General features: G+C 63.2%; 26 protein-coding genes and 3 pseudogenes. 12 read left to right on the plus strand and 17 right to left on the minus strand.

From position 1 onward, the window contains the following. Positions 1-14 precede the first annotated feature (14 nt). The 5 genes from B2J77_RS07380 to B2J77_RS07400 are packed head-to-tail and all read right to left on the minus strand — an operon-like array spanning position 15 to position 4,471. Positions 15-755 (minus strand): amino acid ABC transporter ATP-binding protein, encoded by a 741-nt coding sequence (locus tag B2J77_RS07380; protein WP_153008574.1) that lies wholly within the window; start codon positions 753-755, stop codon positions 15-17. Beyond that, positions 752-2,254 (minus strand): argininosuccinate lyase, encoded by a 1,503-nt coding sequence (argH, locus tag B2J77_RS07385; RefSeq protein ID WP_078478281.1) that lies wholly within the window; start codon positions 2,252-2,254, stop codon positions 752-754. The genes B2J77_RS07380 and argH overlap by 4 nt, the downstream gene beginning before the upstream one ends. After that, on the minus strand, positions 2,224-2,943 hold the full coding sequence (locus B2J77_RS07390; protein ID WP_078478282.1) for an amino acid ABC transporter permease: 720 nt from the start codon (positions 2,941-2,943) through the stop codon (positions 2,224-2,226). Before B2J77_RS07390 ends, argH begins: the two co-directional genes overlap by 31 nt. Before the next feature lie 7 nt (positions 2,944-2,950). Next, the gene (locus tag B2J77_RS07395) at positions 2,951-3,613 is read right to left on the minus strand and encodes an amino acid ABC transporter permease (RefSeq protein WP_078478283.1); all 663 of its coding nucleotides are present in this window, start codon (positions 3,611-3,613) and stop codon (positions 2,951-2,953) included. Between the two features lie 12 nt (positions 3,614-3,625). Continuing rightward, positions 3,626-4,471 (minus strand): transporter substrate-binding domain-containing protein, encoded by an 846-nt coding sequence (locus B2J77_RS07400; protein ID WP_078478284.1) that lies wholly within the window; start codon positions 4,469-4,471, stop codon positions 3,626-3,628. 227 nt (positions 4,472-4,698) lie between these two features. On the opposite strand from B2J77_RS07400, the gene B2J77_RS07405 reads away from it, so the two are divergent. After that, on the plus strand, positions 4,699-5,619 hold the full coding sequence (locus B2J77_RS07405) for a LysR substrate-binding domain-containing protein (RefSeq protein ID WP_230375144.1): 921 nt from the start codon (positions 4,699-4,701) through the stop codon (positions 5,617-5,619). 15 nt (positions 5,620-5,634) lie between these two features. Here B2J77_RS07405 and B2J77_RS07410 read toward each other — a convergent pair whose 3' ends face one another. Genes B2J77_RS07410 through B2J77_RS07440 form a run of 7 tightly spaced genes read right to left on the minus strand, consistent with a single transcriptional unit; the run spans position 5,635 to position 11,916 of the window. Beyond that, positions 5,635-6,999 carry an ATP-binding protein gene (locus B2J77_RS07410; RefSeq protein WP_078478285.1) on the minus strand — a complete coding sequence of 455 codons (1,365 nt, stop codon included), beginning with the start codon at positions 6,997-6,999 and terminating at the stop codon, positions 5,635-5,637. After that, positions 6,996-7,658, minus strand: coding sequence for a response regulator (locus B2J77_RS07415; RefSeq protein ID WP_058639377.1), 663 nt, complete (start codon positions 7,656-7,658; stop codon positions 6,996-6,998). Before B2J77_RS07415 ends, B2J77_RS07410 begins: the two co-directional genes overlap by 4 nt. Before the next feature lie 2 nt (positions 7,659-7,660). Continuing rightward, on the minus strand, positions 7,661-8,302 hold the full coding sequence (locus B2J77_RS07420) for a hypothetical protein (protein WP_058639378.1): 642 nt from the start codon (positions 8,300-8,302) through the stop codon (positions 7,661-7,663). Beyond that, the gene (locus tag B2J77_RS07425; RefSeq protein ID WP_078478286.1) at positions 8,299-9,105 is read right to left on the minus strand and encodes an SDR family oxidoreductase; all 807 of its coding nucleotides are present in this window, start codon (positions 9,103-9,105) and stop codon (positions 8,299-8,301) included. Before B2J77_RS07425 ends, B2J77_RS07420 begins: the two co-directional genes overlap by 4 nt. Beyond that, entirely contained in the window at positions 9,092-9,772 is a 681-nt protein-coding gene (locus B2J77_RS07430) for a TenA family transcriptional regulator (protein ID WP_058639380.1), read from the minus strand. The genes B2J77_RS07425 and B2J77_RS07430 overlap by 14 nt, the downstream gene beginning before the upstream one ends. A 7-nt stretch (positions 9,773-9,779) precedes the next feature. Then, positions 9,780-11,249 carry an AMP-binding protein gene (locus B2J77_RS07435; RefSeq protein ID WP_078478287.1) on the minus strand — a complete coding sequence of 490 codons (1,470 nt, stop codon included), beginning with the start codon at positions 11,247-11,249 and terminating at the stop codon, positions 9,780-9,782. Continuing rightward, the gene (locus tag B2J77_RS07440; RefSeq protein ID WP_078478288.1) at positions 11,239-11,916 is read right to left on the minus strand and encodes a thermostable hemolysin; all 678 of its coding nucleotides are present in this window, start codon (positions 11,914-11,916) and stop codon (positions 11,239-11,241) included. The genes B2J77_RS07435 and B2J77_RS07440 overlap by 11 nt, the downstream gene beginning before the upstream one ends. Positions 11,917-12,591: 675 nt before the next feature. Between B2J77_RS07440 and B2J77_RS21840 the strand changes: the two are divergent. The 4 genes and pseudogenes from B2J77_RS21840 to B2J77_RS21855 all read left to right on the plus strand — a co-directional run. Beyond that, positions 12,592-13,194: pseudogene (locus B2J77_RS21840) on the plus strand (PAS domain-containing protein); the annotation flags it as partial. A gap of 129 nt (positions 13,195-13,323) precedes the next feature. Next, positions 13,324-13,512 (plus strand): annotated as a pseudogene (locus B2J77_RS21845) (methyl-accepting chemotaxis protein); the annotation flags it as partial. A gap of 63 nt (positions 13,513-13,575) precedes the next feature. Further along, positions 13,576-14,358 (plus strand): annotated as a pseudogene (locus B2J77_RS21850) (MCP four helix bundle domain-containing protein); the annotation flags it as partial. After that, entirely contained in the window at positions 14,353-15,216 is an 864-nt protein-coding gene (locus tag B2J77_RS21855; protein ID WP_409273809.1) for a methyl-accepting chemotaxis protein, read from the plus strand. The pseudogene B2J77_RS21850 and the gene B2J77_RS21855, both read left to right, overlap by 6 nt. An 82-nt stretch (positions 15,217-15,298) precedes the next feature. Here B2J77_RS21855 and B2J77_RS07455 read toward each other — a convergent pair whose 3' ends face one another. Further along, positions 15,299-15,628, minus strand: a complete 330-nt coding sequence (locus B2J77_RS07455; RefSeq protein ID WP_078478290.1) for a hypothetical protein — start codon at positions 15,626-15,628, stop codon at positions 15,299-15,301. After that, positions 15,621-16,046 (minus strand): GFA family protein, encoded by a 426-nt coding sequence (locus tag B2J77_RS07460; protein ID WP_058639408.1) that lies wholly within the window; start codon positions 16,044-16,046, stop codon positions 15,621-15,623. Before B2J77_RS07460 ends, B2J77_RS07455 begins: the two co-directional genes overlap by 8 nt. Positions 16,047-16,449: 403 nt before the next feature. On the opposite strand from B2J77_RS07460, the gene B2J77_RS07465 reads away from it, so the two are divergent. The 4 genes from B2J77_RS07465 to B2J77_RS07480 are packed head-to-tail and all read left to right on the plus strand — an operon-like array spanning position 16,450 to position 21,552. Then, entirely contained in the window at positions 16,450-16,932 is a 483-nt protein-coding gene (locus B2J77_RS07465) for a formate dehydrogenase subunit gamma (RefSeq protein WP_058639385.1), read from the plus strand. Further along, positions 16,926-18,485, plus strand: coding sequence for a formate dehydrogenase beta subunit (locus tag B2J77_RS07470; protein WP_058639386.1), 1,560 nt, complete (start codon positions 16,926-16,928; stop codon positions 18,483-18,485). The genes B2J77_RS07465 and B2J77_RS07470 overlap by 7 nt, the downstream gene beginning before the upstream one ends. After that, the gene (fdhF, locus tag B2J77_RS07475) at positions 18,482-21,352 is read left to right on the plus strand and encodes a formate dehydrogenase subunit alpha (protein ID WP_078478291.1); all 2,871 of its coding nucleotides are present in this window, start codon (positions 18,482-18,484) and stop codon (positions 21,350-21,352) included. Before B2J77_RS07470 ends, fdhF begins: the two co-directional genes overlap by 4 nt. Continuing rightward, positions 21,349-21,552: a formate dehydrogenase subunit delta gene (locus B2J77_RS07480; RefSeq protein ID WP_058639388.1), complete on the plus strand. Its 204-nt coding sequence runs from the start codon at positions 21,349-21,351 to the stop codon at positions 21,550-21,552. Before fdhF ends, B2J77_RS07480 begins: the two co-directional genes overlap by 4 nt. Before the next feature lie 188 nt (positions 21,553-21,740). Here B2J77_RS07480 and B2J77_RS07485 read toward each other — a convergent pair whose 3' ends face one another. After that, complete coding sequence (locus B2J77_RS07485) at positions 21,741-22,601, minus strand: universal stress protein (protein ID WP_078478292.1); 861 nt, start codon at positions 22,599-22,601, stop codon at positions 21,741-21,743. 156 nt (positions 22,602-22,757) lie between these two features. Here B2J77_RS07485 and B2J77_RS07490 point away from each other — a divergent pair, with 156 nt between their 5' ends. Further along, entirely contained in the window at positions 22,758-23,375 is a 618-nt protein-coding gene (locus tag B2J77_RS07490; protein ID WP_058639390.1) for a tRNA-(ms[2]io[6]A)-hydroxylase, read from the plus strand. Between the two features lie 24 nt (positions 23,376-23,399). Here B2J77_RS07490 and B2J77_RS07495 read toward each other — a convergent pair whose 3' ends face one another. Beyond that, positions 23,400-23,720, minus strand: a complete 321-nt coding sequence (locus B2J77_RS07495) for a DUF883 family protein (RefSeq protein WP_027914998.1) — start codon at positions 23,718-23,720, stop codon at positions 23,400-23,402. A gap of 122 nt (positions 23,721-23,842) precedes the next feature. Here B2J77_RS07495 and B2J77_RS07500 point away from each other — a divergent pair, with 122 nt between their 5' ends. Then, on the plus strand, positions 23,843-24,106 hold the full coding sequence (locus tag B2J77_RS07500) for a hypothetical protein (RefSeq protein ID WP_058605664.1): 264 nt from the start codon (positions 23,843-23,845) through the stop codon (positions 24,104-24,106). A gap of 18 nt (positions 24,107-24,124) precedes the next feature. Here B2J77_RS07500 and B2J77_RS07505 read toward each other — a convergent pair whose 3' ends face one another. After that, positions 24,125-24,607 carry an LEA type 2 family protein gene (locus tag B2J77_RS07505; RefSeq protein WP_058639392.1) on the minus strand — a complete coding sequence of 161 codons (483 nt, stop codon included), beginning with the start codon at positions 24,605-24,607 and terminating at the stop codon, positions 24,125-24,127. 131 nt (positions 24,608-24,738) lie between these two features. Here B2J77_RS07505 and B2J77_RS07510 point away from each other — a divergent pair, with 131 nt between their 5' ends. After that, the gene (locus B2J77_RS07510; protein WP_078478293.1) at positions 24,739-25,863 is read left to right on the plus strand and encodes a sigma-70 family RNA polymerase sigma factor; all 1,125 of its coding nucleotides are present in this window, start codon (positions 24,739-24,741) and stop codon (positions 25,861-25,863) included. Positions 25,864-25,951 lie beyond the last annotated feature (88 nt).

Below are 25,951 nucleotides of genomic sequence, written 5' to 3' on the forward strand. Positions count from 1 at the left end.
AACACGCTGTTCGTTCAGTGCAGAACGCTATGCAGAAACTGCCGGGTGCGAGCCTCTTTCGGCGCGCTGAAGAGCTGAGATGGCGGCCCGGTCTCGATGACCTTGCCGGCGTCGAAGAACACCACGCGGTCGGCCACTTCGCGGGCGAAGCCCATTTCGTGGGTGACGACGATCATGGTCATGCCCTCGGCCGCCAGGCCCTTCATGACATTGAGCACGTCGCCGACGGTTTCCGGGTCCAGCGCAGAGGTGGGCTCGTCGAACAGCATCAGCTTGGGTTTCATCGCCAAGGCGCGAACGATCGCCACCCGCTGCTGCTGGCCGCCGGACAGCTCGGCCGGGTAATGCCCGGCCTTGTGCCGCAGGCCGACGCGCTCGAGCAAGGCCAGGGCGTGGGCCTGGGCTTGCGCCTTGGTTGCGCGCCTGAGCTTGACCGGGGCGAGCATCATGTTGGCCAGCACCGTCATGTGCGGGAACAGCGTGTAGTCCTGGAACACCATGCCCACGTCCTCGCGTAGCCGGGCCAAGGCCTTGCGGTCTGCCGCACGCGTCTGATCGCCATCGCCAACCACCACGGTACCCTTGGAGGGCGGTTCCAGGCTGTTCAGGCAGCGGATGAAGGTGGACTTGCCCGAGCCGCTGGGGCCGATGATGACCACCACCTCGCCTTGGCGCACGTCCATGTCGACGCCCTTGACCACTTCATGGGTGCCAAAGCTTTTATGCAGGCCGCGAACTGTCAGGATTGTGCTCATAGGCCCGCCTGTGCCCGGGTCAGGGCTTGCAGGTTGAGGTCGGCGGCGCTCATGCGCTCGCGGCGCTGCTGGTTGGCCGCACGCTCTGCGTCCAGGCGCTTGCTGGCGCGCGCCAGGCTGGGCATCAAGGACCCAAGCGACGGGCCGCCGGCAGAGCTGCGGCCCTGCACGTTGCTGGCCGGGTCCAGGCAATCACGCACCTTCTGCTCGGGTAGGTGCAGGGCATGGCCCAACTGCTCCAGGGCGCAGGTGTCGATCATCCGGGTGGTGATCTGATTGGCCGGCAGGCCCTGGTCCATGGCCATGCGCACCACGCCCCCGACCACATGGTGGGCTTCGCGGAACGACAGGTCGACCTCGCGCACCATCAGGTCGGCCAAGCCGGTGGCGGTGGAAAAATCCTCACCGGCGCGGCGTGCCGCCAGGTCACTGTTGGGGGTGGCGGTGCGCAGCACCAGGTCCAGCAGTTTCAGGCAGCGCAGGCTTTCTTCGGCAGCTTCCCAGAAGCCCCGTGTCCCTTCGCGATTGCCGTCGCCGGTATGGGAAAAATTGGTGCCCTTGATGGTCACGCTCGCACCCATCAGCAGGCCGACGATATGGCCACTGCGGCCCTTGAGGTACTCCAGCACGGTGGGGTTCTTCTTTTGCGGCATGATGCTGGAAGTGGCAGCGACGCTGTCGGGGAAGTCGATGAGGTTGAACTCATGGGTACTCCACACGAAGTAGTCCTGCGCCACGCGGCTCCAGAACACCGCCAGGTTGCTCAGGTGCGACAGGCTTTCGAGCAGAAAATCCCGCGAGCCTATGGCATCCAGGGCATTGTCCAGGTAGCCGTCGAAGCCCAGCAGCTCGGCGGTGCGGGCGCGGTCGATGTCGAACGGCGTGCCGGCGAAGGCGGCTGCTCCAAGCGGGCACTGGTTCATCGATTCCAGGGTCTGGGTCAGGCGTTTGCTGTCGCGCTCCAGGGCCTGTTCCACCGCACTCAGGTAATAGCCGTAGGTGATCGGCTGCGCCGGCTGAAGGTGCGTGTAGCCAGGCATCACCACTTCGGCGTACCGCTTGGCGCAGTCAAGGGCCGTGGCGCGTACCGTTGCCAACTCGTCGATCAGGTCCATCAGCAGGTCGCGGCAGCGCAGGCGGTCGAGGGTGGCCAGGATGTCGTTGCGGCTGCGACCGGTGTGCAGGCGCCCGCCAATGTCAGCGCCAATCTGCTCGATCAGGTGCGCCTCGTAGTTGAAGTAGGCGTCCTCGCGCGAAGGATCCAGCTCGACCGCATCCGGGCCTGCCTGCTCCATGTCCAGCACACCCTTGGCCAGCACGCTGGCATGGTCGCCGCGGATCAGGCCTTGTTCGGCCAGCATCAGAATGTGCGCCTTGTTGACGTTACCCAGGTTCGCGAAGCCGCTGGCAAAGCCTTCCAGGCGCGGGCGGTAGATGTACTCGTTCACTTGCGGCGCGGTGCTTTCCTTCAGGCGCCGACTGACTTTGGATGCTTGCATGCTGGAACCTCTTCAGTGGAAGTACGTGCCGCCGGACGACCCAGACGACGTTCGAGATAACGGCTGAGCCAGGTCAGCGCCGAACAGATGACGAAGTACACCAACAGCACCACGCCGTAGACTGCGAAGGCGGGGCTCACGCCGGTCATGACGGTTTCCCGCTCGATGATGATCTGACCGACCTTGAGAAACTCCCCCACACCCACAAGGGCGCCCAGGGACGTGGCTTGCACCAGGATCGTCAGCAACCCGGTGTAGGCCGGCAGGATGGCTTGCATCGACTGCGGTACAACCACATGCAGGTAGATCTGCCAGGGGCGCAGGCCCAGGGCCCAGGCACTTTTCCACTGATGCCTGGACACCGACTCCAGCCCGCCACGCACGATCTCGATGCCGTTGGCGCTTCCCCACAAGGTCAGGCCCACGGTAACGGCGGCGAAAGGGCTCAGGTCCACACCGAACATCGGCGCACCGAAGAAGATGAAGAACACGTTGACGATCAGCGGAATGGAGCGAAACAGCTCCACGTAGCCATGGATCGTCCACCCCAACAGGCGGTTCTTGACCGTGGCCAGCACGCCGAGCACGGCCGAGATCAGCGTGGTGAACAGCAGCACCACCAATGCCAGGTACAGGGTCATCAACAACCCTTTGCACACGAAGCTCCAGTTTTCGAGTAGGAAATTCATGGTCGCCTCACTGCCGGAAAGGGCGTTGCAGGTGGGCGGACAGCCGCGCAGTCATCAACGCGAGCACTCCCACCAGCACCAGGTACATGACGCAGATGGCCGTGAACATCTCGATGGCGCGAAAGTCCGTGGCGATGCGGTCCACTGCGACGAAGGTCAATTCCGCAAGGCCGATGGCCTGTAGGTAGGAAGAGTTCTTCAGCAGTGAGATCGCGGTGTTGAGCATCGCCGGCAGGCTGGTGCGAAACGCGATGGGCATGGCGATCAGGGCAAAGTACTGCACGGGCTTGAGGCTCAGTGCCAGGCTCGCCTCGCGCATGCCACGCTCCACCGTGGCCAGCCCGCCGCGGATGTTCTCGATCTGGTACGCACCGGCCCACAGCGACAGGCACACCACACCCGACCAGAACAGCGATAACCCAAGCCCAATGGCCGGCAGGCCGTAGAAGATGAAGAACAACTGCACCAGGATCGGCGTATTGCGGATCAGCTCCACGTACAGCGCCACGGCCTGGGACAGCACCGGGATCTTCATGACGCGCACCGCCCCGCCCAGCACCCCGATCAACAGCGAGCAGAGGATGGCCAGGGCTGTGATGCGCAGTGTCATCAGCACACCGTCGAGCAGGGCAGGCCATTGCTCGATCAGATAATGGACGTCGAACTCCATGATGGCGGCCGATCAAAGCGCTTCGGCAGGCTTGGCCTGCTCGAAGACGCTGATGTAGTAGCTTTGGATGTTTTCGGGTACGAACTGCTGCACCCAGCCTCGGAACAGGTGTTCTTCACGCATGCGCAACACCGCCGCGCTCAGGAAGTCGCGCCACTGCGCTTCACTCTTGCGCACGCCGATGGCCGCGTCGGAGATCTGGAACGGTTGACCTATCAGGCGGGCATTCTGGTCGTTGTCGGCGACCACCACGAGGGTGGCGGCATCGTGGGTGTAGGCGTCGGCGCGGCCCTGGCGAAAGGCTTGCAAGGCATCGGCGGCGCTGTTCATGCGCAGGGTCTTGACGTCGGGCATGTGGTCTTCGAACCATTTGGCCTGCACCGACCCTTTGAGCGTGGCGAGGGTCTTGCCCTTAAGGTCGGCGATCGCGCGGGCCGGGCTGTCCTTCTTTACCACCACGTCACTGGCGCCCCACCGGTAGGGCGTGGTGAAGTCGATCACCCGTTGGCGTTCCGGGGTGACGCCCAGGGTGGCGATCAGCAAGTCCACCTTGCGCCCCAGCAACTGCGGCACACGGTTTTCGGCGGTCACGCAGGTGAAGCTGACCTTGTCCTTCGAGCCCAGGGCCCATAGCGAAATCTGCTTGGCCATCTCGACCTCGACGCCGGCGAATTCACCCTTTTTGTCCTGGTAGCCATACGGTGGCTGGTCGCAGCGCACGCCAGCGCGCAGGTGGTCCGCCTCCTTGATGGCTGGGGGGACGGCGGGCAGGTCGGCGGCCTGAACGGTGGGTACCGCCGCCCACGACACGCACGTCAGGGCCAGTGCAGCGCTTAGTTTCTTATACGAGAACGACATGATGCCTCCTGATTACCGGGCTGCACCGCGCCACTGTGCGGGGGCGATGCGTGAGTACAAGGGCAGAGCTGAAGTGACGCTGGAGCACCGGTGTTATGTGTGTTGTTGCCGGTATGCGCTCGGGGGTATCGCGCTGCATCGGAGCAGACGTCGATGTGGTTGTAGTTATAAAATCTGCGCGTCATGCAATCAAATGACAATACATCAACCCGTCATGCAGAAATGATATGGCCATCAATTTCAAGCAGATCGAAACCTTCCGCGCGGTCATGCTCAGCGGCTCCATGACAGCAGCGGCGCAGGCGCTGCATACCTCCCAGCCCAATGTCAGCCGGCTGATTGCGCAACTGGAACGGGCCAATGGGTTCAAGTTGTTCGAACGGGTAGGGGGGCGTTTGCTGCCAACCGATGAGGGCGCGCAGTTTTTCGCCGACGTAGAGCGCGCCTTCATCGGGCTGCACAGCCTGGAAACCTCCGCCGAGCACCTCAAGCGCGGCGGTACCGGGCAGTTGCGGATCGGTGCGGTGCCGTCCCTGACCCATGGTCTGCTGCCCAAGATCATCCAGCGCTTTCGCCAGCAGAACCCGCACGTTCATATTTCCATCCACACCAACGACTCGCCGAACGTGGCGCACTGGGCCGCGACCCGGTTCTGCGATGTGTGCCTGGTGTCCTATGTGGCCGAGGACATGGCGGGCGTGCAGTCCCAGATCATCTGCGATGTCCCTGGCGTGTGCATCTTCCCCAAGGGCCACCGGCTCGGTGCCTTGCAAGCCGTGACGCCTGCTGACCTCAAGGGCGAAGAATTCATTTCGCTTTCGCATACCGACGGCTCCCGCACGCGGCTCGACCGGCTGTTCGCCGAGGATGACCCGCGGGTGCTCAACCTGGACGCCACCCATGCCGCCACCGTGTGCTCACTGGTCGGGCTAGGGCTGGGGGTGAGCGTGGTCAGTCCGCTAGTGGCGGCAGAATACTTGCACACCGGCATCGACATACGGCCGTTTACGCCGCAGTTGCGGTTCTACACGTATCTGCTCCTCTCATCCGACCGGCCTGAGAACGTGCTGACTCGACGGTTTCGGGTGTTGGCGGGGGAGATGTTGGGGGAGGCGGCGCAGGCATGTATCGTAGGCCTTGGGACGTAGGCTCGGTACCGCGGCTTATTCCCTCGGTAGGAGCAGCGCAGCCTCAAGCCCACCTGGCGCCCGGTTTTTCAGGACCACCCGGCCACCCAGGTGCTCCATGATGGCTGCCACGATCGACAGCCCAAGGCCAGCGCCGTTGGGGCTGTTGCGGCTGTAGAAACGTTCGAACACCCGCGAGAGGCTCGCCTCGTCGATACCTGGCCCTTCGTCCTGCACCACCAATTCGACACGCTCATCGTTGCCCCGCAGCGAGACGGTGATGCGCCCCCCAAGGGGCGAGTGCTCGACTGCATTGGACATCAGGTTCTGCAGCGCAATGCCCAACGCGCTGGCATCGACGGCTACACGGTGCTCGCCGCCCTCTATTTCCAGGGAGGGTTCCAGGCCTTTGTCCAGTATCCAGGGGGTAAGCTCGGCCAGGATGTCAGTGACCACCTCGGCAAGGTCGACGTGCTCATGGGGGCGCTGGCCGATTCGAGGCTCCACCCGGGCCAGTGTCAGCAGTTGGTTGACCACCCGCGTCAATCGATCAACGCCGCCCATCAGGAACGTCAAGGCCTTGGTGCGTTCGGCTTCGTTGCTGGCAGCCAGTGCGTTCTGCGCATGCAGGCGCAGCACCGCCAAGGGTGTTCGCATTTCGTGAGCAGCGTCGGCAATGAAGCGATGTTCACGGCGCAGCAGGTCCTTGATCTGGGCCAGCAAGCGATTGAGGGCAGCCTGCATGGGTTCGAGCTCCGAGGGCAGCGGCACCAGTTGCAGCGGTTCGAGTGATTCGGCATGCCGCGCGCGAATGACGTCGGCCATGTTCTTCAACGGCTTGAGCCCCCAGCCGATGGCGGCCCATACCAGCACGGCAAGCGCCAGGCCGCCCACCAGAAATGGCATCAGGGTGTGACGAACGATTCGGTCGATCAAGTCATAGCGCACGTCATCGCGCTCACCCACCCAGATCACCCAGCCTTTGTCGGGCACCGGTAGCACGAAACCGCGCCATTGCTCGTCGTTGCTGGTGAAATCGTAAAACCCAGGCCGCCTGGGCCGCGGATCCAGACGAGGTGCGCTGGGCGTTTGCACCATCAGTGCGGCGTTTTCGTCCCAGACCTGGAAGGCCAGCTTGCTCTCGTAGGGATGCCCTACCCGGTGGCGGCCCGCCTGGGCCAGCGCGGTGTTGAAGGCACGGTACAGCTCGTCACGTGCGCCGCCTTGAACCGGCATGCTCATTACTCCCTGCAGCAGGCGAGCATTCTGGGCAAGGTGCGCGTCGTACACTTCGTTAATTTCATGGCGGCTGTCATGGTAGTTGTACAACGCCAGCAAGCCGGTGCCGATCAGCAGCAAGAGCATGACGCGCCACAGCGTGCGCTGGCGTAGCGACCTCATACCTTGGCCTCGACCAGGTAGCCGATGCCGCGCACAGTGCGTATCAGGCCATTGAACAGTTTCTTGCGCAGTTGGTAGATGTTCACTTCCAGGGTGTTGCTTTCCGGCTCCTCGTCCCAGCCATAGAGCAACTGCGTCAGGCGTTCGCGGGTGAAGACCTTGCCTGGCTGGGCGAGTAGCTCATGCAGCAGTCGGTACTCCTTGGGCGTCAGCACCACTTCGGCACCCTTGAAATGCACCTGCTGGGTTGCCGGGTCCAAGCTGACACCACCGTGCTCGATCAGCACCGTGGCCCGGCCAGCGCTGCGGCGCAGCAGGGCACGCAGGCGTGCCTTGAGTTCGTTGAGGTCGAAGGGTTTGACCAGATAGTCATCCGCCCCGGCATCAAGCCCCGCGATGCGGTCCTCCAGGGCATCGCGTGCGGTGAGAATCAGCACCGGCAGGCTGTTGCCTCCTGCTCGAAGCCGGCGCAGCAATTCGATACCGTCCAGGCGTGGGAGGCCCAGGTCCAGTATCAGCACGTCGAATGCCTCATGCTGCAGGGCGTGCAAGCCACTGACGCCGTCCTGCAACCAGTCAAGGGTGTAGCCCTCCTGGCGCAAACCATCGCAGATGCCTTCACCCAACGCGCTATCGTCCTCAACCAGCAGCAGGCGCATGTCTAGTCCTGTTTGTCCTTGATGGTGTCGAGTAAAGCATTGATATCGGCACGTCGGCCCTCATCGGCCAATTCTCGGCCGGGTCTGGGCGGCGCCTGCAAGGCCTTGCGCAGCGCAACTCTGGCCTCACTGTAGCGTTTCTGACGCACCAGATGATCGCCCCAGAAGTAGTTGCTGTCGATGCCTGCGGGATTGATTTTCAAGGCCTGCCTGAGCAGCGTGTCGGCTTTGTCGTCATCCCCGAAGCCAACGGGCCAGCCTGGAACCTGGTCATACAAAGTGCCCAGGCTGGTGTAGGCCGAGCCTTGCAGGGCTTGAGGGTCGAGGGTGATGGCCTTTTCCAGGCTGGCCTTGGCGGCCTTGACCTTGCCAAGCGCACTCAGCCCACCGGTCGCGCCAGCCCAACTGCTATTGATGATGCCGTCCCAGATCAGAGGCTCCGGGGCATTGGGGTTCTGGCGGACGAAAACGGCCGCCTCGTTCGCCAGCTTCTCGAACGCGCCTGCGCGTTGATCCTTGGGCAATTGATATTGGATATGCGCCCATTGCTGCTGCAAGTCGTGCAGGTGTTGGGCCCCTGTCTGATCAAGCGCCCAGCCAAGCGGGGTAAATGCCAGCAAGCTGGCCAATACGATAGGCTTCATTTGCTCGGTTCCTTCAGGGGGCTGCCGATATGGCGCCGAATCAATGGCAGTTGTTTACGCAAGGCTCGATCCACCAGCCCTGGCAGGATGCCGTTCAGGCGCACGAACATTTTCTCCGGCCAGCCCAGGTAGAGCTCGCTGCGCTCGGACTGGACCACCTGGAGTACAGCCCGTGCAACGTAGACCGGGTCGTCCATGCCTACTTTCAGCGCCTGGTTGAGGGCGGTAGCGGCGCTGCTGTTCATGCTGGTGCGGGTTGCGCGCGGCGCGACGTACAGCACGTTGACCGGGGTGTCGGCCAATTCACGGCGCAGTGCTTCACAGAACCCGCGCAGCGCGAACTTGCTGGCGCAGTAGCTGGCATAGCCGGGGTAGCCGATCGAGCCATACGTCGAGCCGACGTTGACGATTAGCGCCTTGGACTGCTCGCGCAGAAGTGGCAAGCAAGCCCGGGTCAGTTGCAAAGGTGCCTTCAGGTTGATGTCCAGCAGCTCATCGAGGGCCTGTTCGTCCAGCTGTTCGAGCAAGGCGAAGCGATTGACCCCGGCAGCGTTGATCAGCACATTGAAGCCGCCCAGTTCGCGCGCGCGCGACACGACCTGTGCTCGGCCTTCCTGTGTACGCAAGTCCGCCGACTGCCAGCGCAGGCTGCCTGGGTAGCGGTTCATCAGGCTTGCCAGTTTGCCCATGTGCCGACTGACGGCCAGGACCTGCGCGCCGGCATGGCACAGCTGCTCGGCCAGCTCAAGGCCAATCCCGCCGCTGGCGCCGGTGAGCACCACGACCGACTCATGCAACCGCATGGCGCACCTCTGGCTGGTCCGCGCGGGGCAGCCCCTGGAACATCTCGGTGTACAGGCGGTAGACCATCTTGGCTGCCTGGATGACCGCCTGCTGGTCTTCGGCGTTGTCCAGGCGGTCCATCAACTGCCTGTAGGTCACCATATGGTCCTGGTCGAGCGCGCCGTGGGACTTGAGGTAGCTCATGGCCCGGTCTGGCAGCGACAGGCTCTGTGCTATGGCGCCGGCGGCCTGTGTGGCCAAGGCAATGCTGGTGCCTTCCAGGACGTTGACCATACCGAATAGCCCTACCGGATTGCCCCGTGCGATCAAGTCGTAAAGATAGGCGACCATGAGCTCGATCGACGGTGCGGGCCGGCCGTCGCGTACCGCTTCCCAGTCGCCCCCACAGGCCTCGATGTCGTTGAGGATCCACTGCTCATGGCCGTACTCTTCCTCGATGTACTCGCACACTGCACCGCGCAGCCATTCGAGCCGGGCAGGTAGGCGCGCCCCGCATGCCATCATCAGCGGGACAGTGTGGCGCACGTGGTAATAGGCCTGGGTGAGAAATGCGATGTAGCTATCGAGACTGACCTGTCCAGCCATGGCCTCGCGGATCACCGGCACGCCGAACAACGCCTGGCGCTCGTGGGTGGTTTGCAGTTGCAACGTTTCAAAGAAGGACATGGTCAGCTTACTCCTGGGGTATGCAGATCAGGGATTGATAGCGTTCAAGAATTGCCTCGCGCCGAGGGCGGCCGTTGGCTGTCAGGGTTTGATCGGTGAGGCTCAGCGGCGCCGTCAGGCGTCGCCAGTGGTGGGCACGTGCGTAGTCGGGCAGCCGTGCATTGCACTGGCTCACCACTTGATCGATCTGGTCGTCGCTCAGGCTTGGGTCCATCGGCCAGATCAACGCCACATTGCTGGGCAGGCTCTCGCCATGTACGAATGCTTGGGCGATGATGCCGCTCTGGGTAAGTTCGGCCTCTACCCACTCAGGGCTGACGTTTCGACCGAAACTGGTGATGAATTGGTGCTTCTTGCGCCCATCGAGGTACAGGAAACCATCGTCATCCAAATGGCCCAGGTCCCCGGTTGCCCACCATGGACCGTGGAAAAGCGCGGTATCGAGGTAGCCCAGCAGCGTGCAACCGGCCACCAGCACCTCGCCATCTTCCGCGATGCGCACCTGCACATGGGGTAGCGGCTTGCCCACACTGCCCCGGCGTACGCTGCCCGGACGGTTGAGGGCGACCACCGAGGCGCATTCAGACAGCCCATAGCCCTCGTACACCGCAAGCCCGACAGCCTCGGCGCGAGCCAGCAAGCTGGGCGACACCCGAGCGCCGCCTACGGCGACGAACCTCAACTGCTCAGCTGACATCGCCCCTTGTTCAACAGCAGTGACCAGCCCTAGCAGCAACTGCGGCACAAGGATCAGGCTCTGGGCCTGACTCTGGACGATTGCACCCACCAGTCGCTTGAAGTCCACCTGGGTGGCGCCACTGATCCCCAGTTGCTGTTGACTGAGCAGGTGCACGCAGGCTCCGGCGATCAGCGCGGCATACACGCCCAGGTTTTCCAGCAGAACGCCCAGTGGCAGCACCGCCAGGTGATGCTCGGGTGCGCTGGCTCGGCTAGCTGCCTCAAGCTCACGGGCCACGCCAAGCAATGCCTCGGCACTCAGGCAGACACCTTTCGGGGATCCCGTACTGCCGGAGGTGTAGGTGATTTTTGCCGTTTCCGGCGCAATGGCCACCCCTGCGAGCGACTTGCAGAGCCAGAACCCCGGCCGAGCCTGTGGCACGTAGCCCAGCTCGACAAGACGTGAGTCCCACCCGGTTTCGCTCAGCACCAGGGTGACGCCGCTTTGGCTGAGACAGTGGGACATTTGAGCGCAGGTGAAAAACGGGGGAATGATCACGCATGGGCGTTCGGCGAACAGCGCTGCAAGGTCCCACAGCAACAGTTGCGGGCCATTGTCCAAGGCCAGTGCGAATGCACCCTGAGGTTGGCTCCCAAGCCAGGCGGCACGTACCTCGACCGCCTCGAACAAGGCGCGATAGGTCAGGTGCTGGTCGGCACCTTGCACGGCGATGGCGTCAGGCTGACGTAGGGCGTGTTCCTTCAGCAAGGCCTTGAAGCGGTTCAGTTCATGCCGCATGACCGGATTCCTCTCTCAGGACCGGCAAGCCAAGGCGCTGAAAGACACCTGTGCGCGTCAAGGCATCGAAGCCGTAACGGATATTTCCGGCAAACACCTGAGGGCAATGGCTGTAGTAGGTGCCCCATTTTTCAGCCTGGTCCTCAAGGCGAGCAGGATCGGCTGGCGCCAGGACGACGGGCATCAGCCCCAGTCGCTGGAAGCTGTTGATCAGCTTCGCCGCGCCGGTGAACGCGACCCAGTGCAGGCCGCGTGAGGCCAGCAACCACGTGACCGCAGCGATCATCAGGCGCGCGCTGCCGGCGCTGAGCGAGGCCAGGTTGCCCACCTCGACCATGCAACTGCGCGGCAGGGTTGTCCCGACCACACGGGACACGGCGTCTTCCAGAGGCATGTCGAGGTAGCGCTCCAGAAACAGGGACCCGTCATCGGCTGGGCGAATGCCCGCGGCGGCTGTCAACCGGCCTTGGCTGTCGTGAAACGCCAGTAACTGCGGCAGGAAATGCTGAATATCGGCCTGATGGCTCAACGCAAAGCACTGATGGATGAACCGCTCGAGTGGCATTCGTCCAGGGTCGTCTTGCAGGTGTAGCGACAATGTTGCCTGACGATCGGCCTGGTTACCGATGGCCAATGGAAGCAGATGGCTCCAGTCACGGTGGGTCATGAAACGTCTCCCAACAGGTTCGATGGGGGACAGTGTCGGGGGCTTATCTGAAGGGAATCTGAAGTCAGGTGTTACAGTTTCATTTCAAGGAGTGCCAGTAGGATCTTCTTTCGTGCTGTTGGGCGAGGGACGTGCCCGTACCCTTCCATAACTGATATCGTAATGATGTCATTGTCGCGCAACCTTTGTCGTTGTGCCGCTGTCGTAGTTCGCACTACCGGTCAGGCAGCAAGGGTCGCATCCTGCGATGGCCATGCGTGAGCCGGTAACGAAGCCAGGGATTGGTCTTTTTTGTCTTCCTCCGAGTACCGACCCATGCTTCATCTTTTTCGTAACCGCGGCGAGCGCCAGGCGCTCACGCAGCTGGCTGCCTCCCTCCCGCAAACACACACCGACGGTGGCCGCACTGCCGCCAGTTGGACAGACGTGCAACGTGAATGGACCTCGCGTGAGTTGCATGCCATTGAGCGTGAAGGCCGTATTGCCGAGCTTGAGCGCGAGCTGGAAAACGCCCGGTTGATGCTGGCCGAGGCCGACGCCAATGCGCGCGCCTCGGAAACCCGATTCGACCTGGTCAATCGTGCATCTAGCGAAGGCTTGTGGGACATGGAAGTGGTGGCTGGTGACCCGGTCAACCCGCGCAACCGCTTCTGGTGGTCGCAGCAATTTCGCGAAATGCTGGGGTTTCGCGACGAGCGCGATTTTCCCAATGTCCTGGCCAGCTGGGCTGACCGCCTACACCCGGAAGACAAGGCCGCCACCCTGGACGCCTTCGCTCGCCACCTGAACGACAAATCAGGCATGACCCCCTACCGGGTGCGCAACCGTCTGGCCATGAAAGACGGCAGCTACCGCTGGTTCTTCGCCCAGGGTGAAACCCTGCGCGATGCACGGGGCGTGCCTTTGCGCGTTGCCGGCGCCTTGCGCGACATCCACGACGAGTTGCAGCGCGAACATGAGCACGACGTGATCATCACCCGTTTCGAACTGGCGCGGGAAATGCTCTCGGACGGGCTGTGGGACATGGAAGTGATCGCCGGTGACCCCGTCAATCCCAAGAACCCCTTCTGGTGGTCGCCGCAGTTCCGCCGTTTGCTGGGCTTCGAAACCGTCGAAGAATTCCCGGACGTGTTGGACAGCTGGGCCTCACGCCTGCACCCGGAGGACAAGGCCTACAGCCTGGAAGCCTTCCAGGCGCACCTGAACGACCGTACGGGCAAGACGCCGTTCGACATCGAGTACCGATTGAAAATGAAAAGCGGGGAGTACCGCTGGTTCCGCGCCCGTGGCCAGACCAAACGCGATTCCTACGGCGCGCCGTTACGTGTGGTCGGGGCATTGGTGGACGTTGATCTGGAGCACCAGCAGTCTGCCATGCGTGAGACCGAAGCAGCCCACCAGCGCACCCTGGAATCCAACATCACCAAGCTTACCCAGATCGTCGGCACCATTCAGAGCATTGCCAGCCAGACCAACCTGCTGGCGCTCAATGCCGCTATCGAGGCAGCACGTGCCGGGGAGGCGGGCAGGGGGTTTGCGGTGGTGGCCGATGAAGTACGCAAGTTGGCCACGCGCACGACGGAGGCTACCGAGCAGGCGGCCGACATGATGCGCGGCTGACAGCTCGTTTTTCTCTCACTTCGTTCCAGGGTTTAACTCATGAATTGGTTCTACGATGCCAGGTTGTCGGTCAAGCTGTACCTCGCTTTCGCGCTGTGCGCGCTGATCACCTTGAGTGTAGGAGTTGTCGGTAGCCAAGGAATCGGCTCGCTTTCGTCTAGTTTGCAAAGTGTATTTGCCAACAATCTCGTGTCGGTGGCCCAGGTTGCAGAGGCGCGTTCCAGTGCCATTGCCCAGAGCCAGGACCTTTACCGGCTTGTAGCGGCTACCGCAATCAATGCGCCCGAAGCTGAACGCGCTGCCATTCTTGCGTCCATGAAAGAAAACCGGCAGAGCAGCGAGCAGGCATTCGCGATCTATCGAGCAACGCCGTTGTCCGACGATGAACGCCTTGCCGGCGATCGCATGGAAAAAGACTGGCCAGCCTACCAGGCCATCATGGATCGGACGGTAGCCACCATCGCACGAGGTGACTTGGCCGAAGCCAGGCAATTGATGGCCGGCGAATTGCACCAGGCATTTCGTACCGTGCTCGACGACTTGACCACCATGGTCGAGTCCAATAACCGGCAGATCGATGAAGGTGCGCGAGCTGCAAAACACAACGAGGCGGCGGCCAAGTTCAACCTGTACTTGGGTATCGGTGCGGCGTTCGTAGCCGCCATTTTGCTGGGTATGTTCATCAGCCGGGTCATCAGCAAACCGATCGCGCTGGCGGTCAATACGGCCGAGCGCATCGCAGGCGGCGACCTGAGCAAACCCGTGGCGACAGGTCACGCCGACGAGACGGGCCAACTGCTAAACGCCCTGGGGGTCATGCAGCAAGGCCTCAAGCGCACCCTGGAGCAAATCGCCAACGCAGCGGATCAGCTCGCCTCCGCGGCCGAAGAGCTCAACGCCGTCACCGATGAGAGCACCCGCGGGCTCACGCGCCAGAATGATGAAATTCAGCTGGCCGCCACGGCCGTCACGCAAATGAGTGCGGCGGTCGAGGAAGTGGCACGCAACGCCACCTCCACCTCCGAAGCCTCCCGGCAGACGTCCGAGGAAGCGGCCAGTGGCCGTGACCAGGCGCGCGAAGCCGTGCAGGCCATAACCAGCGTGAACAGCGAAATCGGACAGTCCACGGTCATCGTTGGGGAGTTGGCCGGTAGCGTGCGCGACATCGCCAAGGTGGTCGATGTGATCCGCGGCATTGCCGAACAGACCAATCTGCTGGCGCTCAACGCGGCCATCGAGGCGGCGCGGGCTGGCGAGCAGGGTCGAGGTTTTGCGGTGGTGGCAGACGAAGTGCGGGCATTGGCGGCGCGTACCCAGGCCTCAACGGGCGAGATCGAAGCCATGATCACAGGCGTTCAGGCCCGTGCCGACGATGCGGTCAAGGCCATGGGCAACAGCCGAAACCTGGCCGATAGCACCCAGGCCTTGGCCCAGGCGACCGGGGAATCGCTGGAGCGGATCGCCCGGAACATCGCCCAGATCAACGACCGCAACCTGCTGATCGCCACGGCGTCCGAAGAGCAGGCCAATGTGGCCCGCGAGGTGGACCGCAACCTGATCAACATCCAGGACCTGTCGACCCAGACCTCGGCCGGTGCGCATCAAACCAGCGCATCCAGCCAGGAGCTGTCCCGCCTGGCCATCTCGTTCAACGACATGGTCAGCACCTTCAAGCTCTGAACAGGGCGTAGACGATCTGTAGCGTGTCATGCCCCGCTCACCGCAGTGGTGCACTTACCTGCGGTGGGCGGCGCGAGGGCTTTCAGTCGACGCGCACGAAGACGTTCTTGGCCATGTCGCTACCGCCGACGGCCTCCAGGCGCTTGCCGCCGTCGAGCACGCGTACGTTGATCAGCGCCATGCCATCTTTGTTGCGCGCGGTGACCACGTCATCCTTGCGCTCCCATTCATCCACCTTCAGCTTGTTGCCGTTGGTGATGATGGAGTCCTTGGAAAACTCCCAGGTCTGTTTCGGGCTCTGGATACCCATCACGGTTGTGGTTTGCTCGTAGGTGCCTTCCAGGGCGTCGTTGCCACAACCGGCGATGACGAAAAACGGCAGGGCGGCGAGGGCGAGTTTGAGTTTACGCATTGAGCTTCCTTTTCAGTGAGTCAATCTCGTTCGACAGGGTCGATGGCAGGTGCCATGGCGCCGCGGCGTCGAGATGCAGGTGGGTATCACGTGTGGGTACGAAGGGGGTATCGAGCGTGCCAAGGGCGATTGAGATCCAATCGGCGTATTGGCCTGCATTGCGTGACCAGAACAGGCTCGAGCCGCAGGCTGCACAGAATTGCCGTAGGACCGTGGGGGATGAGGCATAGGCCGCAAGCTGGTCAGCGCCGCGCAGCATGCGCAGCGCCTCACGCGGCACACTGCCGTATGAGGCATAGGCAGCCCCATGGCCTTTGCGGCACTGGCTGCAATGGCAGTGGCTCACGGCCTTGGGCGGGCCGAGCAGTTCATAACCGATTGCCGCGCAAAGGCAGCTTCCCTGGTATGTGCTAGACAAACGCGATTCCATGCGTAGGAAAAGGCGCCAGCTTAAACGTAGCGCCAAGGGGAGTCGAGCCGGTTCTGGCCACACGTGTCGGTGGCAGGTGCCTGGGAAGCGGTTTTCGCACGTCCTTGACCGTCAGGGGGCACAAGCGCGTGCTGGCGAGCCCGAAGCTCGATCAGCCCGTAAAGCCGTGGGACGTCGGTTTCAGAATGCGGCTGGTCGTTCGCGCGCAACCTTCCGGTGCAGCAAGTGCCATGCTTGCAGGATGCCATTGGACCCGCGCGCAGACGCATGGACGATGGCAAGGAGGCCGCCTGCTCCACGCACCCGTGACGTGGCTGGCGCGCCGCAGCAGAACACGCCGGAACCCGCCAGTACAACAACAGGGGCGGGCCGTGATGCCGAGGTCCGCTGTATGCCTGATCAAATGCTCCACCTGCCCGCTGTCCAACGTATCGTGGCCGATCACCAAGAAACCCCTGGTGCGCTGCTACCGATACTGCACGCCATCCAGCATGCTGTCGGGTACATTCCCGATGCCGCCGTCGGCGAGGTCGCCCACGCACTCAACCTGAGCCGGGCCGAGGTCCAGGGCGTCATCAGCTTCTATCATGATTTCCGCACTGCCGCGCCAGCCCGGCACACCCTGCGCCTGTGCCGGGCCGAGTCGTGCCAGAGCCGTGGCGCCGAGGCCCTGGCCGCGCAGCTGCGCGAGCAATTGGCGCTCGATGACCATGGCACCAGCGCCGACGGTGCCATCAGCCTGCGCCCGGTCTATTGCCTGGGCGCCTGTGCCTGTTCGCCAGCCCTTGAACTGGACGGTCAGGTGCACGCCCGGCTCACGCCCGAGCGGCTACGCGAGTTGGTCAAAGGTTGCCAGGAGGGCGCCGCATGCTGAAGGTCCATGTACCCCGTGATTCGGTGGCCCGTGCCGTCGGCGCAGACCAGGTGGTCGAGGCGTTGCAGCGCGAGGCCGAGCGGCGCAATGTGCAGCTGGACATTCGGCGTACCAGTTCCCGTGGCCTCTATTGGCTCGAGCCGCTGCTCGAGTGCGACAGCGAGCAGGGCCGGCAGGGTTTCGGACCGGTAACGCCGCAGGATGTACCCGGCCTGCTGGACGCCATGATCGGTTCGCAGGCAAACCATCCGCTGGCGTTGGGGCCTGTGGAAGACATGCCTTACCTCAAGACCCAGCAGCGCCTGCTGTTCGCGCGTGCTGGCATTACCCGCCCCTTGTCCTTGGATGATTACCGCGCCCATGGCGGCTTTGCCGGCTTGGAAGCGGCCGTTGCCATGGACGGCGCCGAGGTGGTGGCTGCCGTGCTCGATTCCGGCCTGCGTGGTCGTGGCGGGGCTGCGTTTCCTGCCGGCATCAAGTGGCGCACCGTGCGCGACGCCAAGCCTGCCCAGAAGTACGTGGTGTGCAACGCCGACGAAGGCGACTCCGGCACCTTCGCCGACCGCATGTTGATGGAAGGCGACCCGTACCTGTTGATCGAGGGCATGATCATCGCTGGCCTGGCGGTGGGTGCCGACAAGGGCTACATCTATGTGCGCTCGGAGTACCCGGACGCCATCGCCACACTCGACCAGGCATTCGTCATCGCACGTCAGGCAGGCTACCTGGGTACCAATGTGGCCGGTAGCGGCAAGGCGTTCGACCTCGAAGTGCGCGTGGGCGCAGGCGCCTACATTTGCGGTGAAGAAACCGCGCTGCTCGAGTCCATCGAAGGCAAGCGCGGCATCGTTCGCGCCAAGCCGCCGCTCCCGGCGCTGGAAGGCCTGTTCGGCCTGCCGACCTTGGTGCACAACGTGCTGACCCTGGCCTCGGTGCCTGTCATCCTGGCCAAGGGAGCACCGTTCTACCGCGATTTCGGCATGGGCCGCTCGTTGGGCACCATGCCGTTCCAGCTGGCCGGCAATGTTCGCCACGGCGGCCTGGTGGAGCGCGCCTTCGGCTTGACGCTGCGTGAACTGGTGGAGGGCTACGGCGGCGGCACGGCCAGTGGCCGGCCGCTGAAGGCCGCCCAGGTGGGTGGGCCGTTGGGCGCCTGGGTACCCCCCAGCCATTTCGACACGCCGCTGGACTACGAGGCCTTCGCGGCCGTGGGCGCCATGCTCGGCCACGGCGGTGTGGTGGTGGCCGACGACACCTTGAACATGGCCAGCATGGCCCGCTTCGCCTTGCAGTTCTGTGCCGAGGAGTCCTGCGGCAAGTGCACCCCGTGCCGTATCGGCTCGACCCGTGGCATGGAAGTGGTGGACCGGCTGATTGCCAGCGATGACATCACCGAGCGCCATGACCAGGCACTGCTGCTTCGCGATTTGTGCGACACCATGCAGTACGGCTCGCTGTGCGCCATGGGCGGCATGACCGCTTACCCGGTCGCCAGCGCCCTCAAGTATTTCCCTGCCGATTTCGGGCTGACCCAAGCGGAGGCCGCGCAATGATCCATATCTTCGATCCGCAAACCGACCTGGGCACGCCAGCCCGTGACAGCGAAGTGCAGGTCAGCCTGAACATCGACGGCCGCGCGATCAGCGTTCCTGCTGGCACGTCGGTGATGCGTGCAGCCGCCATGCTTGGCACGACCATTCCAAAGCTGTGCGCCACTGATAGCCTCGAAGCCTTCGGCTCCTGCCGCATGTGCATGGTGGAAATCGAGGGCATGCGCGGTTACCCGGCCTCCTGCACCACGCCCGTCACCGAAGGCATGGTCGTGCGCACCGAAACGCCGCGCCTGGCGGGCTTGCGCCGTAACGTGATGGAACTGTACATCTCCGATCACCCCCTCGATTGCCTGACCTGTTCGGCCAACGGCAACTGCGAACTGCAGACCGTGGCCGGGCAGGTGGGGCTGCGCGAGGTGCGCTACGGCTATGACGGTGCCAACCATCTGGCCGAAAAGAAGGACATTTCCAACCCGTACTTCGACTACGAACCCAGCAAGTGCATCGTCTGCAGCCGATGCGTGCGTGCCTGCGAGGACATCCAGGGCACCTTTGCCCTGACCATCACCGGACGTGGCTTCGAATCCCGGGTGGCGGCGGCAGGCGGCGATAATTTCCTGACCTCCGAGTGCGTGTCATGCGGTGCCTGCGTGCAGGCCTGTCCGACCGCGACGCTGACCGAGAAAAGCCTGGTGCAACTGGGCCAGCCGGAACGTGCGGTGATCACCACTTGCGCCTATTGCGGGGTTGGCTGCTCGTTCCGTGCCGAAATGAAGGGCGACCAACTGGTGCGCATGGTCCCGGACAAGAACGGCGGGGCCAACCACGGCCATGCCTGTGTCAAGGGCCGTTTCGCCTGGGGCTACGCCACGCACCCGGACCGCATCACCAAACCCATGATTCGCAAGCGCCTGGAAGATCCGTGGCAGGAAGTGAGCTGGGACGAGGCGGTGGCCTACGCCGCCAGCGAGTTGCGCCGCATCCAGCTCAAGTATGGTCGGGAATCCATTGGCGGTATCACCTCCAGCCGCTGCACCAACGAGGAGGCCTATCTGGTTCAGAAGCTGGTGCGCACGGCCTTCGGCAACAACAACGTCGACACCTGCGCGCGTGTCTGCCATTCCCCCACCGGCTATGGCTTGAAACAGACGCTGGGCGAGTCGGCCGGTACGCAGAGCTTCGATTCGGTGATGAAGGCCGATGTGGTGCTGGTTATCGGCGCCAACCCGACCGATGCGCACCCGGTGTTCGGTTCACAGCTCAAGCGCCGTCTGCGCGAAGGCGCTCGCCTGATCGTGATCGACCCTCGCCGCATCGACCTGGTGGATTCGCCCCATGCCCGGGCCGAGTTGCACCTGCAACTTCGTCCCGGCACCAACGTGGCCATGCTCAACGCCCTGGCCCATGTGATCGTGACCGAGGGGCTACTGGCCCAGGACTTTATCGACGAGCGCTGCGAAACCACAGAATTCGCCCGCTGGCGCGACTTCGTCAGCCTGCCGGAAAATGCCCCCGAAGTGCTGGGCCAGGTGTGTGGCGTTGCAGCGCAGCAGATTCGCGCCGCGGCCCGGTTGTATGCCACCGGCGGCAACGCGGCCATCTACTATGGCCTGGGCGTGACCGAGCACAGCCAGGGCAGCACCGCGGTGATGGGCATTGCCAACCTGGCCATGGCCACTGGCAACATCGGTCGTGAAGGGGTAGGCGTCAACCCGCTGCGTGGGCAGAACAACGTCCAGGGTTCCTGTGACATGGGCTCGTTCCCTCACGAGCTGCCCGGTTACCGGCACATTTCCAACGAGGGTGTACGGGCCGAGTTCGAGCAGGCCTGGGGTGTGACGCTGCACCCTGATCCGGGCCTGCGCATCCCCAACATGTTCGAAGCGGCCCTTGATGGCAGCTTCAAGGCGTTGTACTGCCAGGGCGAGGATATCGCCCAGAGCGATCCGAACACCCAGCACGTTACCGCCGCCCTGCTGGCCATGGAGTGCGTGGTGGTGCAGGACATTTTCCTCAACGAAACCGCCAAGTTCGCCCATGTGTTCCTGCCGGGTAGCTCGTTCCTGGAAAAGGACGGCACGTTCACCAACGCCGAGCGCCGTATCTCGCGGGTTCGCAAGGTCATGGAGCCACTGGCGGGCAAGGCCGACTGGGAAGCGACCGTGGCATTGGCCAATGCGCTGGGCTACCCGATGAATTACCGTCACCCCTCCGAGATCATGGATGAGATCGCCCGCTTGACGCCGACCTTCCGCCGGGTGAGCTACGCCGAAATCGAGCGTCACGGCAGCCTGCAGTGGCCGTGCAACGATGCAGCGCCCGATGGCACGCCCACCATGCACATCGATCAGTTCGTCAGGGGCAAGGGGCGGTTCATGCTGACCGGGTACGTACCGACCGACGAGAAGGTTAACAGCCGCTATCCGCTGCTGCTGACCACCGGGCGCATTCTCAGCCAGTACAACGTCGGTGCCCAGACCCGGCGCACGGGCAACGTCGCCTGGCACGATGCCGATCGCCTCGAGATCCATCCGACCGATGCCGAAAGCCGTGGCATCCAGGACGGTGACTGGGTCGGTATCGGCAGCCGTGCCGGGCAGACCGTGCTGCGCGCCAAGGTCAGCAGCCGCGTGGCGCCAGGCGTCGTTTACACCACCTTCCACTTCCCGGAGTCGGGCGCGAACGTGATCACCACCGACAATTCCGACTGGGCGACCAACTGCCCCGAATACAAGGTAACGGCAGTTGAGGTGGTCAAAGTGTTCCAGCCGTCTGAGTGGCAAAAGCGTTACCAGGATTTCAGTGACGAACAGCGTCGGCTGTTGCAGGAGCGCCGATCTGTCGAGAAAGCCGAGGTGCGCCAATGAGCCAGGACAGCTTGGTGAAGATGGCCAACCAGATTGCCCACTACTTCGACAGCGAGCCGAATCGGGACCTGGCTGTGCAGGGCGTTCGCCAGCATCTACACAACTTCTGGACGCCGGCCATGCGCCGGCAGCTGGGAGAATGGATCGAGGCCAATGCGGGGGAGGGGTTGGATCCTAAGGTTAAGGAGGCGTTGGGTTAGAAGGTGTTAGCTGTCATCTAGTACACGGCTGGCGAGGTGCCGTCTGGCGGCCTTGCTGGGGCACCGGACCGGCCGCAATAGGCTGCGCAGCAGCCCCAGAATTTCAGCTTCGCAGCGCATATTGCCGGGGCCGCGCTGCGGCCCATCGCGGCACTAGGCCGCTCTTACAGGGGGCTGCATGCGGCTCACTATCGTGCTGCATCCGCCAGATGCGCCATCGCCTCCTCGCTCTTCAACACCAGTACATCCCCCTCCAGTGCATCGAGTACTACCTCGCAGGTGTTGCCAATCAACGCGCCGGTAAGCCCTGTGCGGCACACGGTACCGATCACCGTCACCACCGCATCCATTTGTTTTTCCGTATGGGGAATGAGCACATCGGCCGGGCCTTCAGCCACGTGCAGGCAATCGCCGGCGATACCGTACTGTGCCTGGAAAGCCGCGCACGCCTGGCGATAACGCTGTTCGATGGTGTCGCTCAGTTGATAGACAGGGTCGGCCGCCGACAGCATCGGCGATGGGTGGGCGCTGATCACATGCAGCGCCCCCTTGGCCAGCCTGGCAATCTCGTAGCCGTGGTCGACGATACTGGCATGCAGGCGCTGGTGGTCTTCGTCCTGGTTGCCCACATCCACCGCCGCCAGTACGTTGCCGCCGGTCCATGGGCGCTCGCTCTTGACCATCAGCACCGCGCACGGACAGGCGCGCAGCAGCTTCCAGTCGGCAGGGGTGAGCAGGGCCCTTTTGAGCGGATTGTCGGGGCGATGCTCCTTGATCACCAACTCGCAGCCTTCGCGCTGCTGCACGTGGATGATGGTGTCATGCAGGTTGTCTCGCCACGCCGCTTCATGGGTGACGTGGTCAAAGCCGTCTTCCTGCAACTGCTTGCCCAGCAGGCTCAACAGCGTACTGTGGTCGCGGCGCTTGTCACACATCAACAAGTGCAGGCGCGCGTCAGTGACGCTGGCGATCAGCTTGGCGCGCGTCAGCGCCCGGCTGTGGGCGTGCTCAGGGTCAAGGACGACGAGAATGCTGCGGACGGCTTGCATGGGCGTGTACTCCCTGGAACGTGGGCAGGCGGTGCCAGACTATAGGCCGCGCGCGTGGCGCTGACGCTTGATGCACATCAAGCATAGCCACTGACGCCGTTGCCTGCCGCCGCTATAATCGCCGCCCCTGTCTGTCTCTGTATGGTCGTATCGTTTATGTCCCTGATCCCTGAAATCGACGCCTTCCTGGGCTGCCCTACACCCGATGCCTGGATCGAGGCGGCGCTGGCCGATCAGGAAACACTGCTGATCGACCATAAGAATTGCGAGTTCAAGGCGGCCAGCACGGCATTGAGCCTGATCGCCAAGTACAACACCCATGTTGACCTGATCAACATGATGTCGCGCCTGGCGCGCGAGGAGCTGGTTCATCACGAGCAGGTCTTGCGGCTGATGAAGCGCCGAGGCATACCCCTGCGCCCTGTGTCGGCGGGTCGCTACGCCTCGGGCCTGCGTCGTCTGGTGCGTGCCCACGAGCCGGTCAAGCTGGTAGATACGCTGGTGGTCGGGGCATTTATCGAGGCACGCAGCTGCGAACGCTTCGCGGCCCTGGCGCCGCACCTGGATGAAGAACTGGGCCGTTTCTATCACGGCCTGCTCAAGAGTGAAGCGCGCCACTATCAGGGCTACCTGAAGTTGGCGCACCACTATGGCGATGAGGCGGACATTGCGCGCCGGGTTGAACTGGTACGCGCCGCTGAAGCGGAACTCATCGCCTCACCGGATCAAGAGCTGCGTTTTCACAGCGGTATACCGCTGGCACTGGCCGCCTGAGCACAGCAGGCGGCAGGATAGGTGTCAGTCGCGCCGGCCCAGCAGCAGGCCCACCACCAGGCCAACGCCCGCTGAAAGTGCCACGGTCTGCCACGGGTGGCCGCCAATGTAGTCCTGGGTGGCCGCGACCATGGGCTTTGCCTTGTCACGCAGGTTGCCGGCCGCTTCCCGGGCCTGACGCAGCTTGAGGCTGATCTGGGTGCGCAGGGTTTCGGCCTCTTCGCCAACCAGCGCAGCGCTGTCGTTGAGCAACCGCTCGGATTCCTCGATCAGCGCCTGCAGCTCGCTGAATACTTGGTCCTTGATCTGGTCGCTGTCGGGTACTGCGGCATTTTTACGGGCCATGCCATGCTCCTCCTGGACGGGTCGTTAGAACAATGGATACTCGTGCGCCAGAAAAGTTGCCTCGCAGTGGGCGCTGGCGCCTTGGTGTAAGATACCGGTCATTTCCATCAGGCAGGTGATTCATGAGTTTCAATCTGGCCAACATGAGCTACGAGGAACGGGCACAGATCGAGGCCGAGAAAGCCCGGCTGTTCGAGATGTGGCAGGCCAACCTGGGTAAGGCCAAGGGCGAGGCGGCCCGGCTTATCGCCGAAAAACCTCGGCGCAAGGGCAAGTGGGCCGAATGGGTGCGCAATGAGCTGGACAACATGACCCCGCCCGAATACGCCAGCATGGTGCGCAGCGAAGTCAACAAGCTCATGGCCGCTGCCAGCGCCGCTCGCTGAGCGGGTGCATGTGCCGTCTTACCACTCGTCGCCCTTGGGCAGGTCCAGCGTGCCTTTGTCACTGAACCGCACCGTGCCGAAAGGGCCGCTGGCCAGTTTGCCGCGCAGCGTGTAGGGCAGGCCTTGCAGCGCGTTCAGCTTGCCTAGCCCATAGGCCTGGCGCAGAAACGCAAATGCGGTGATGCTCACCGGCACTTGGACCACCGCCTCGCCATACCGGCCAATCTGTCCGGCCTGGTCGCTGACGCCCGCTGCCAATGGCTGGCCGTTGACCTCCAGGTTCACTGCAATACCGTTGTACTCGATCGGCGTCTCATTGGGGTTCTGCACCCGTAACTTTACCGCCATGCGCAACTCCAGGTCCTGTCCAGGCAAGGGCTCCAAGCCGATCACGCTGATCGAAACCGGATCCCGGGGTTGCAACAGCGCGCACGCGCCCAAGGTCGCCGACATCAGCAGGACAGTGAGCAGACGGGTGATGAGCGAAGGGCGAAGGGTCATGGGCGAGGCCTTGGAAAGAATCGTCCGGCAGTGTGGCAAATGCTCGGCAGCGTTGAAAGTGTCGGTAGAGATGAAAGATACTGTTTCTCATTAACGCCCGATAATTTCTCTTACTGTGTAGTTGCCTAACCATGCTGACGTCTCACGTGCCGGGCCTGCTGGCAAGTTTCCAGGAACACTATGACGACTTGTTGCAGTTTCTGACCCGGCGCATGCGTGATCGCCAGCGCGCTGCGGACGTTGCCCACGAAACCTACTTGAGGCTTGCGCAGATCGATGTGCACGCTGTGCCGGTGCTGCACCCGCGTAGCTTCATCTTTCGCGTGGCGGGAAACATTGCGATCGATGCCCTGCGTCGTGACCAGCGCCTTGCCGCCTGCCACGACGACAGTGAGGGCATGGTACACGTGGCCTGTGGCGCGCCGGCACCGGAGGCGGCGTTACTGGCCAGCGAGCGCCTGCAGATTCTCGATCAGGCTCTGCTGCAACTGCCCCCCAAAGCGCGCCAGGCGCTGTTGCTCAATCGCGTGGAAGGGTTGACGCAAAGGCAGGTGGCGCAAAGGCTCGGCGTGTCCGAAAGCATGGTGGCCAAGTACATCGGACAGGCGCTGCGGCATTGCCGGGGATGGCTGCAGAAGGCCGGTGTCGCGGCGTGCATGGCGTTGATGCTGGGCAGTTGGTTGGCGTGGCAGCAGGCACCTGTATGGTTGTCCGACTATCACACCGGTACCGGCGAGCGGCACATGCTCACCTTGCCCGATGGCACCCGCGTCACCCTCAACAGCGCCAGTGCCATAAAGGTGGAATTCGACGCGCACGCACGTCGGGTGGTGATAGTGGCTGGCGAGGCGCTGTTCGAGACGTCCGCCGAGGCCCGTCCTTTCGTGGTCGAAACGGCAGGGCTGCCGGTAAACGGCACCGGGGCGAGGTTCAGCGTGCGGCGCGACGGGCATGTGGTCCTTGGCCAGGGTGCTGCGCGGCAGGGCGCTCAAGCCTTGAGCGTAGCGGCCGATGCCGATGCGCAACTGGCCTGGCAACGGGGCAAGTTGATCTTCAATGGCAAGCCTCTAGGCCAAGTGCTGGCTGAGCTTGAGCGCTATCGCCTTGGGCGTATCGTGTTGTCGGATCAACAGCTAGCGGGCCTTGAGGTCAGTGGCGTGTTCGACCTGGATGATCCGCATGCCATGCTGCGCACCCTGGAGCAGCGGTATGGCCTGAAAGTCACCTACCTGCCGTGGCTCGCCGTGGTGTATTGATCTTCAAAGCGGCCCTGTCGAAACCTACCGAAAAAACTTTTCATCGGCACTGCAAGTTCTCGTGGGCTGGATCGTCGTAGTGGGGCTA

This window comes from Pseudomonas parafulva (genome assembly GCF_002021815.1).
Lineage (GTDB): Bacteria > Pseudomonadota > Gammaproteobacteria > Pseudomonadales > Pseudomonadaceae > Aquipseudomonas > Aquipseudomonas parafulva_B.

Coding starts and splice junctions, on each gene's coding strand:
- B2J77_RS07500 (WP_058605664.1), top strand. CDS start 23,843: ATGAGTTTCAATCTGGCCAACATGAGCTACGAGGAACGGGCACAGATC.
- B2J77_RS07400 (WP_078478284.1), bottom strand. CDS start 4,471: ATGTCGTTCTCGTATAAGAAACTAAGCGCTGCACTGGCCCTGACGTGC.
- B2J77_RS07470 (WP_058639386.1), top strand. CDS start 16,926: ATGCTGAAGGTCCATGTACCCCGTGATTCGGTGGCCCGTGCCGTCGGC.
- B2J77_RS07415 (WP_058639377.1), bottom strand. CDS start 7,658: ATGCGCCTGCTGCTGGTTGAGGACGATAGCGCGTTGGGTGAAGGCATC.
- B2J77_RS07435 (WP_078478287.1), bottom strand. CDS start 11,249: ATGCGGCATGAACTGAACCGCTTCAAGGCCTTGCTGAAGGAACACGCC.
- B2J77_RS21855 (WP_409273809.1), top strand. CDS start 14,353: ATGCAGCAAGGCCTCAAGCGCACCCTGGAGCAAATCGCCAACGCAGCG.
- B2J77_RS07480 (WP_058639388.1), top strand. CDS start 21,349: ATGAGCCAGGACAGCTTGGTGAAGATGGCCAACCAGATTGCCCACTAC.
- B2J77_RS07455 (WP_078478290.1), bottom strand. CDS start 15,628: ATGCGTAAACTCAAACTCGCCCTCGCCGCCCTGCCGTTTTTCGTCATC.
- B2J77_RS07420 (WP_058639378.1), bottom strand. CDS start 8,302: ATGAAGCCTATCGTATTGGCCAGCTTGCTGGCATTTACCCCGCTTGGC.
- fdhF (WP_078478291.1), top strand. CDS start 18,482: ATGATCCATATCTTCGATCCGCAAACCGACCTGGGCACGCCAGCCCGT.
- argH (WP_078478281.1), bottom strand. CDS start 2,254: ATGCAAGCATCCAAAGTCAGTCGGCGCCTGAAGGAAAGCACCGCGCCG.
- B2J77_RS07495 (WP_027914998.1), bottom strand. CDS start 23,720: ATGGCCCGTAAAAATGCCGCAGTACCCGACAGCGACCAGATCAAGGAC.
- B2J77_RS07505 (WP_058639392.1), bottom strand. CDS start 24,607: ATGACCCTTCGCCCTTCGCTCATCACCCGTCTGCTCACTGTCCTGCTG.
- B2J77_RS07485 (WP_078478292.1), bottom strand. CDS start 22,601: ATGCAAGCCGTCCGCAGCATTCTCGTCGTCCTTGACCCTGAGCACGCC.
- B2J77_RS07440 (WP_078478288.1), bottom strand. CDS start 11,916: ATGACCCACCGTGACTGGAGCCATCTGCTTCCATTGGCCATCGGTAAC.
- B2J77_RS07425 (WP_078478286.1), bottom strand. CDS start 9,105: ATGCGGTTGCATGAGTCGGTCGTGGTGCTCACCGGCGCCAGCGGCGGG.
- B2J77_RS07430 (WP_058639380.1), bottom strand. CDS start 9,772: ATGTCCTTCTTTGAAACGTTGCAACTGCAAACCACCCACGAGCGCCAG.
- B2J77_RS07410 (WP_078478285.1), bottom strand. CDS start 6,999: ATGAGGTCGCTACGCCAGCGCACGCTGTGGCGCGTCATGCTCTTGCTG.
- B2J77_RS07390 (WP_078478282.1), bottom strand. CDS start 2,943: ATGAATTTCCTACTCGAAAACTGGAGCTTCGTGTGCAAAGGGTTGTTG.
- B2J77_RS07405 (WP_230375144.1), top strand. CDS start 4,699: ATGGCCATCAATTTCAAGCAGATCGAAACCTTCCGCGCGGTCATGCTC.
- B2J77_RS07395 (WP_078478283.1), bottom strand. CDS start 3,613: ATGGAGTTCGACGTCCATTATCTGATCGAGCAATGGCCTGCCCTGCTC.
- B2J77_RS07510 (WP_078478293.1), top strand. CDS start 24,739: ATGCTGACGTCTCACGTGCCGGGCCTGCTGGCAAGTTTCCAGGAACAC.
- B2J77_RS07465 (WP_058639385.1), top strand. CDS start 16,450: ATGCCTGATCAAATGCTCCACCTGCCCGCTGTCCAACGTATCGTGGCC.
- B2J77_RS07380 (WP_153008574.1), bottom strand. CDS start 755: ATGAGCACAATCCTGACAGTTCGCGGCCTGCATAAAAGCTTTGGCACC.
- B2J77_RS07490 (WP_058639390.1), top strand. CDS start 22,758: ATGTCCCTGATCCCTGAAATCGACGCCTTCCTGGGCTGCCCTACACCC.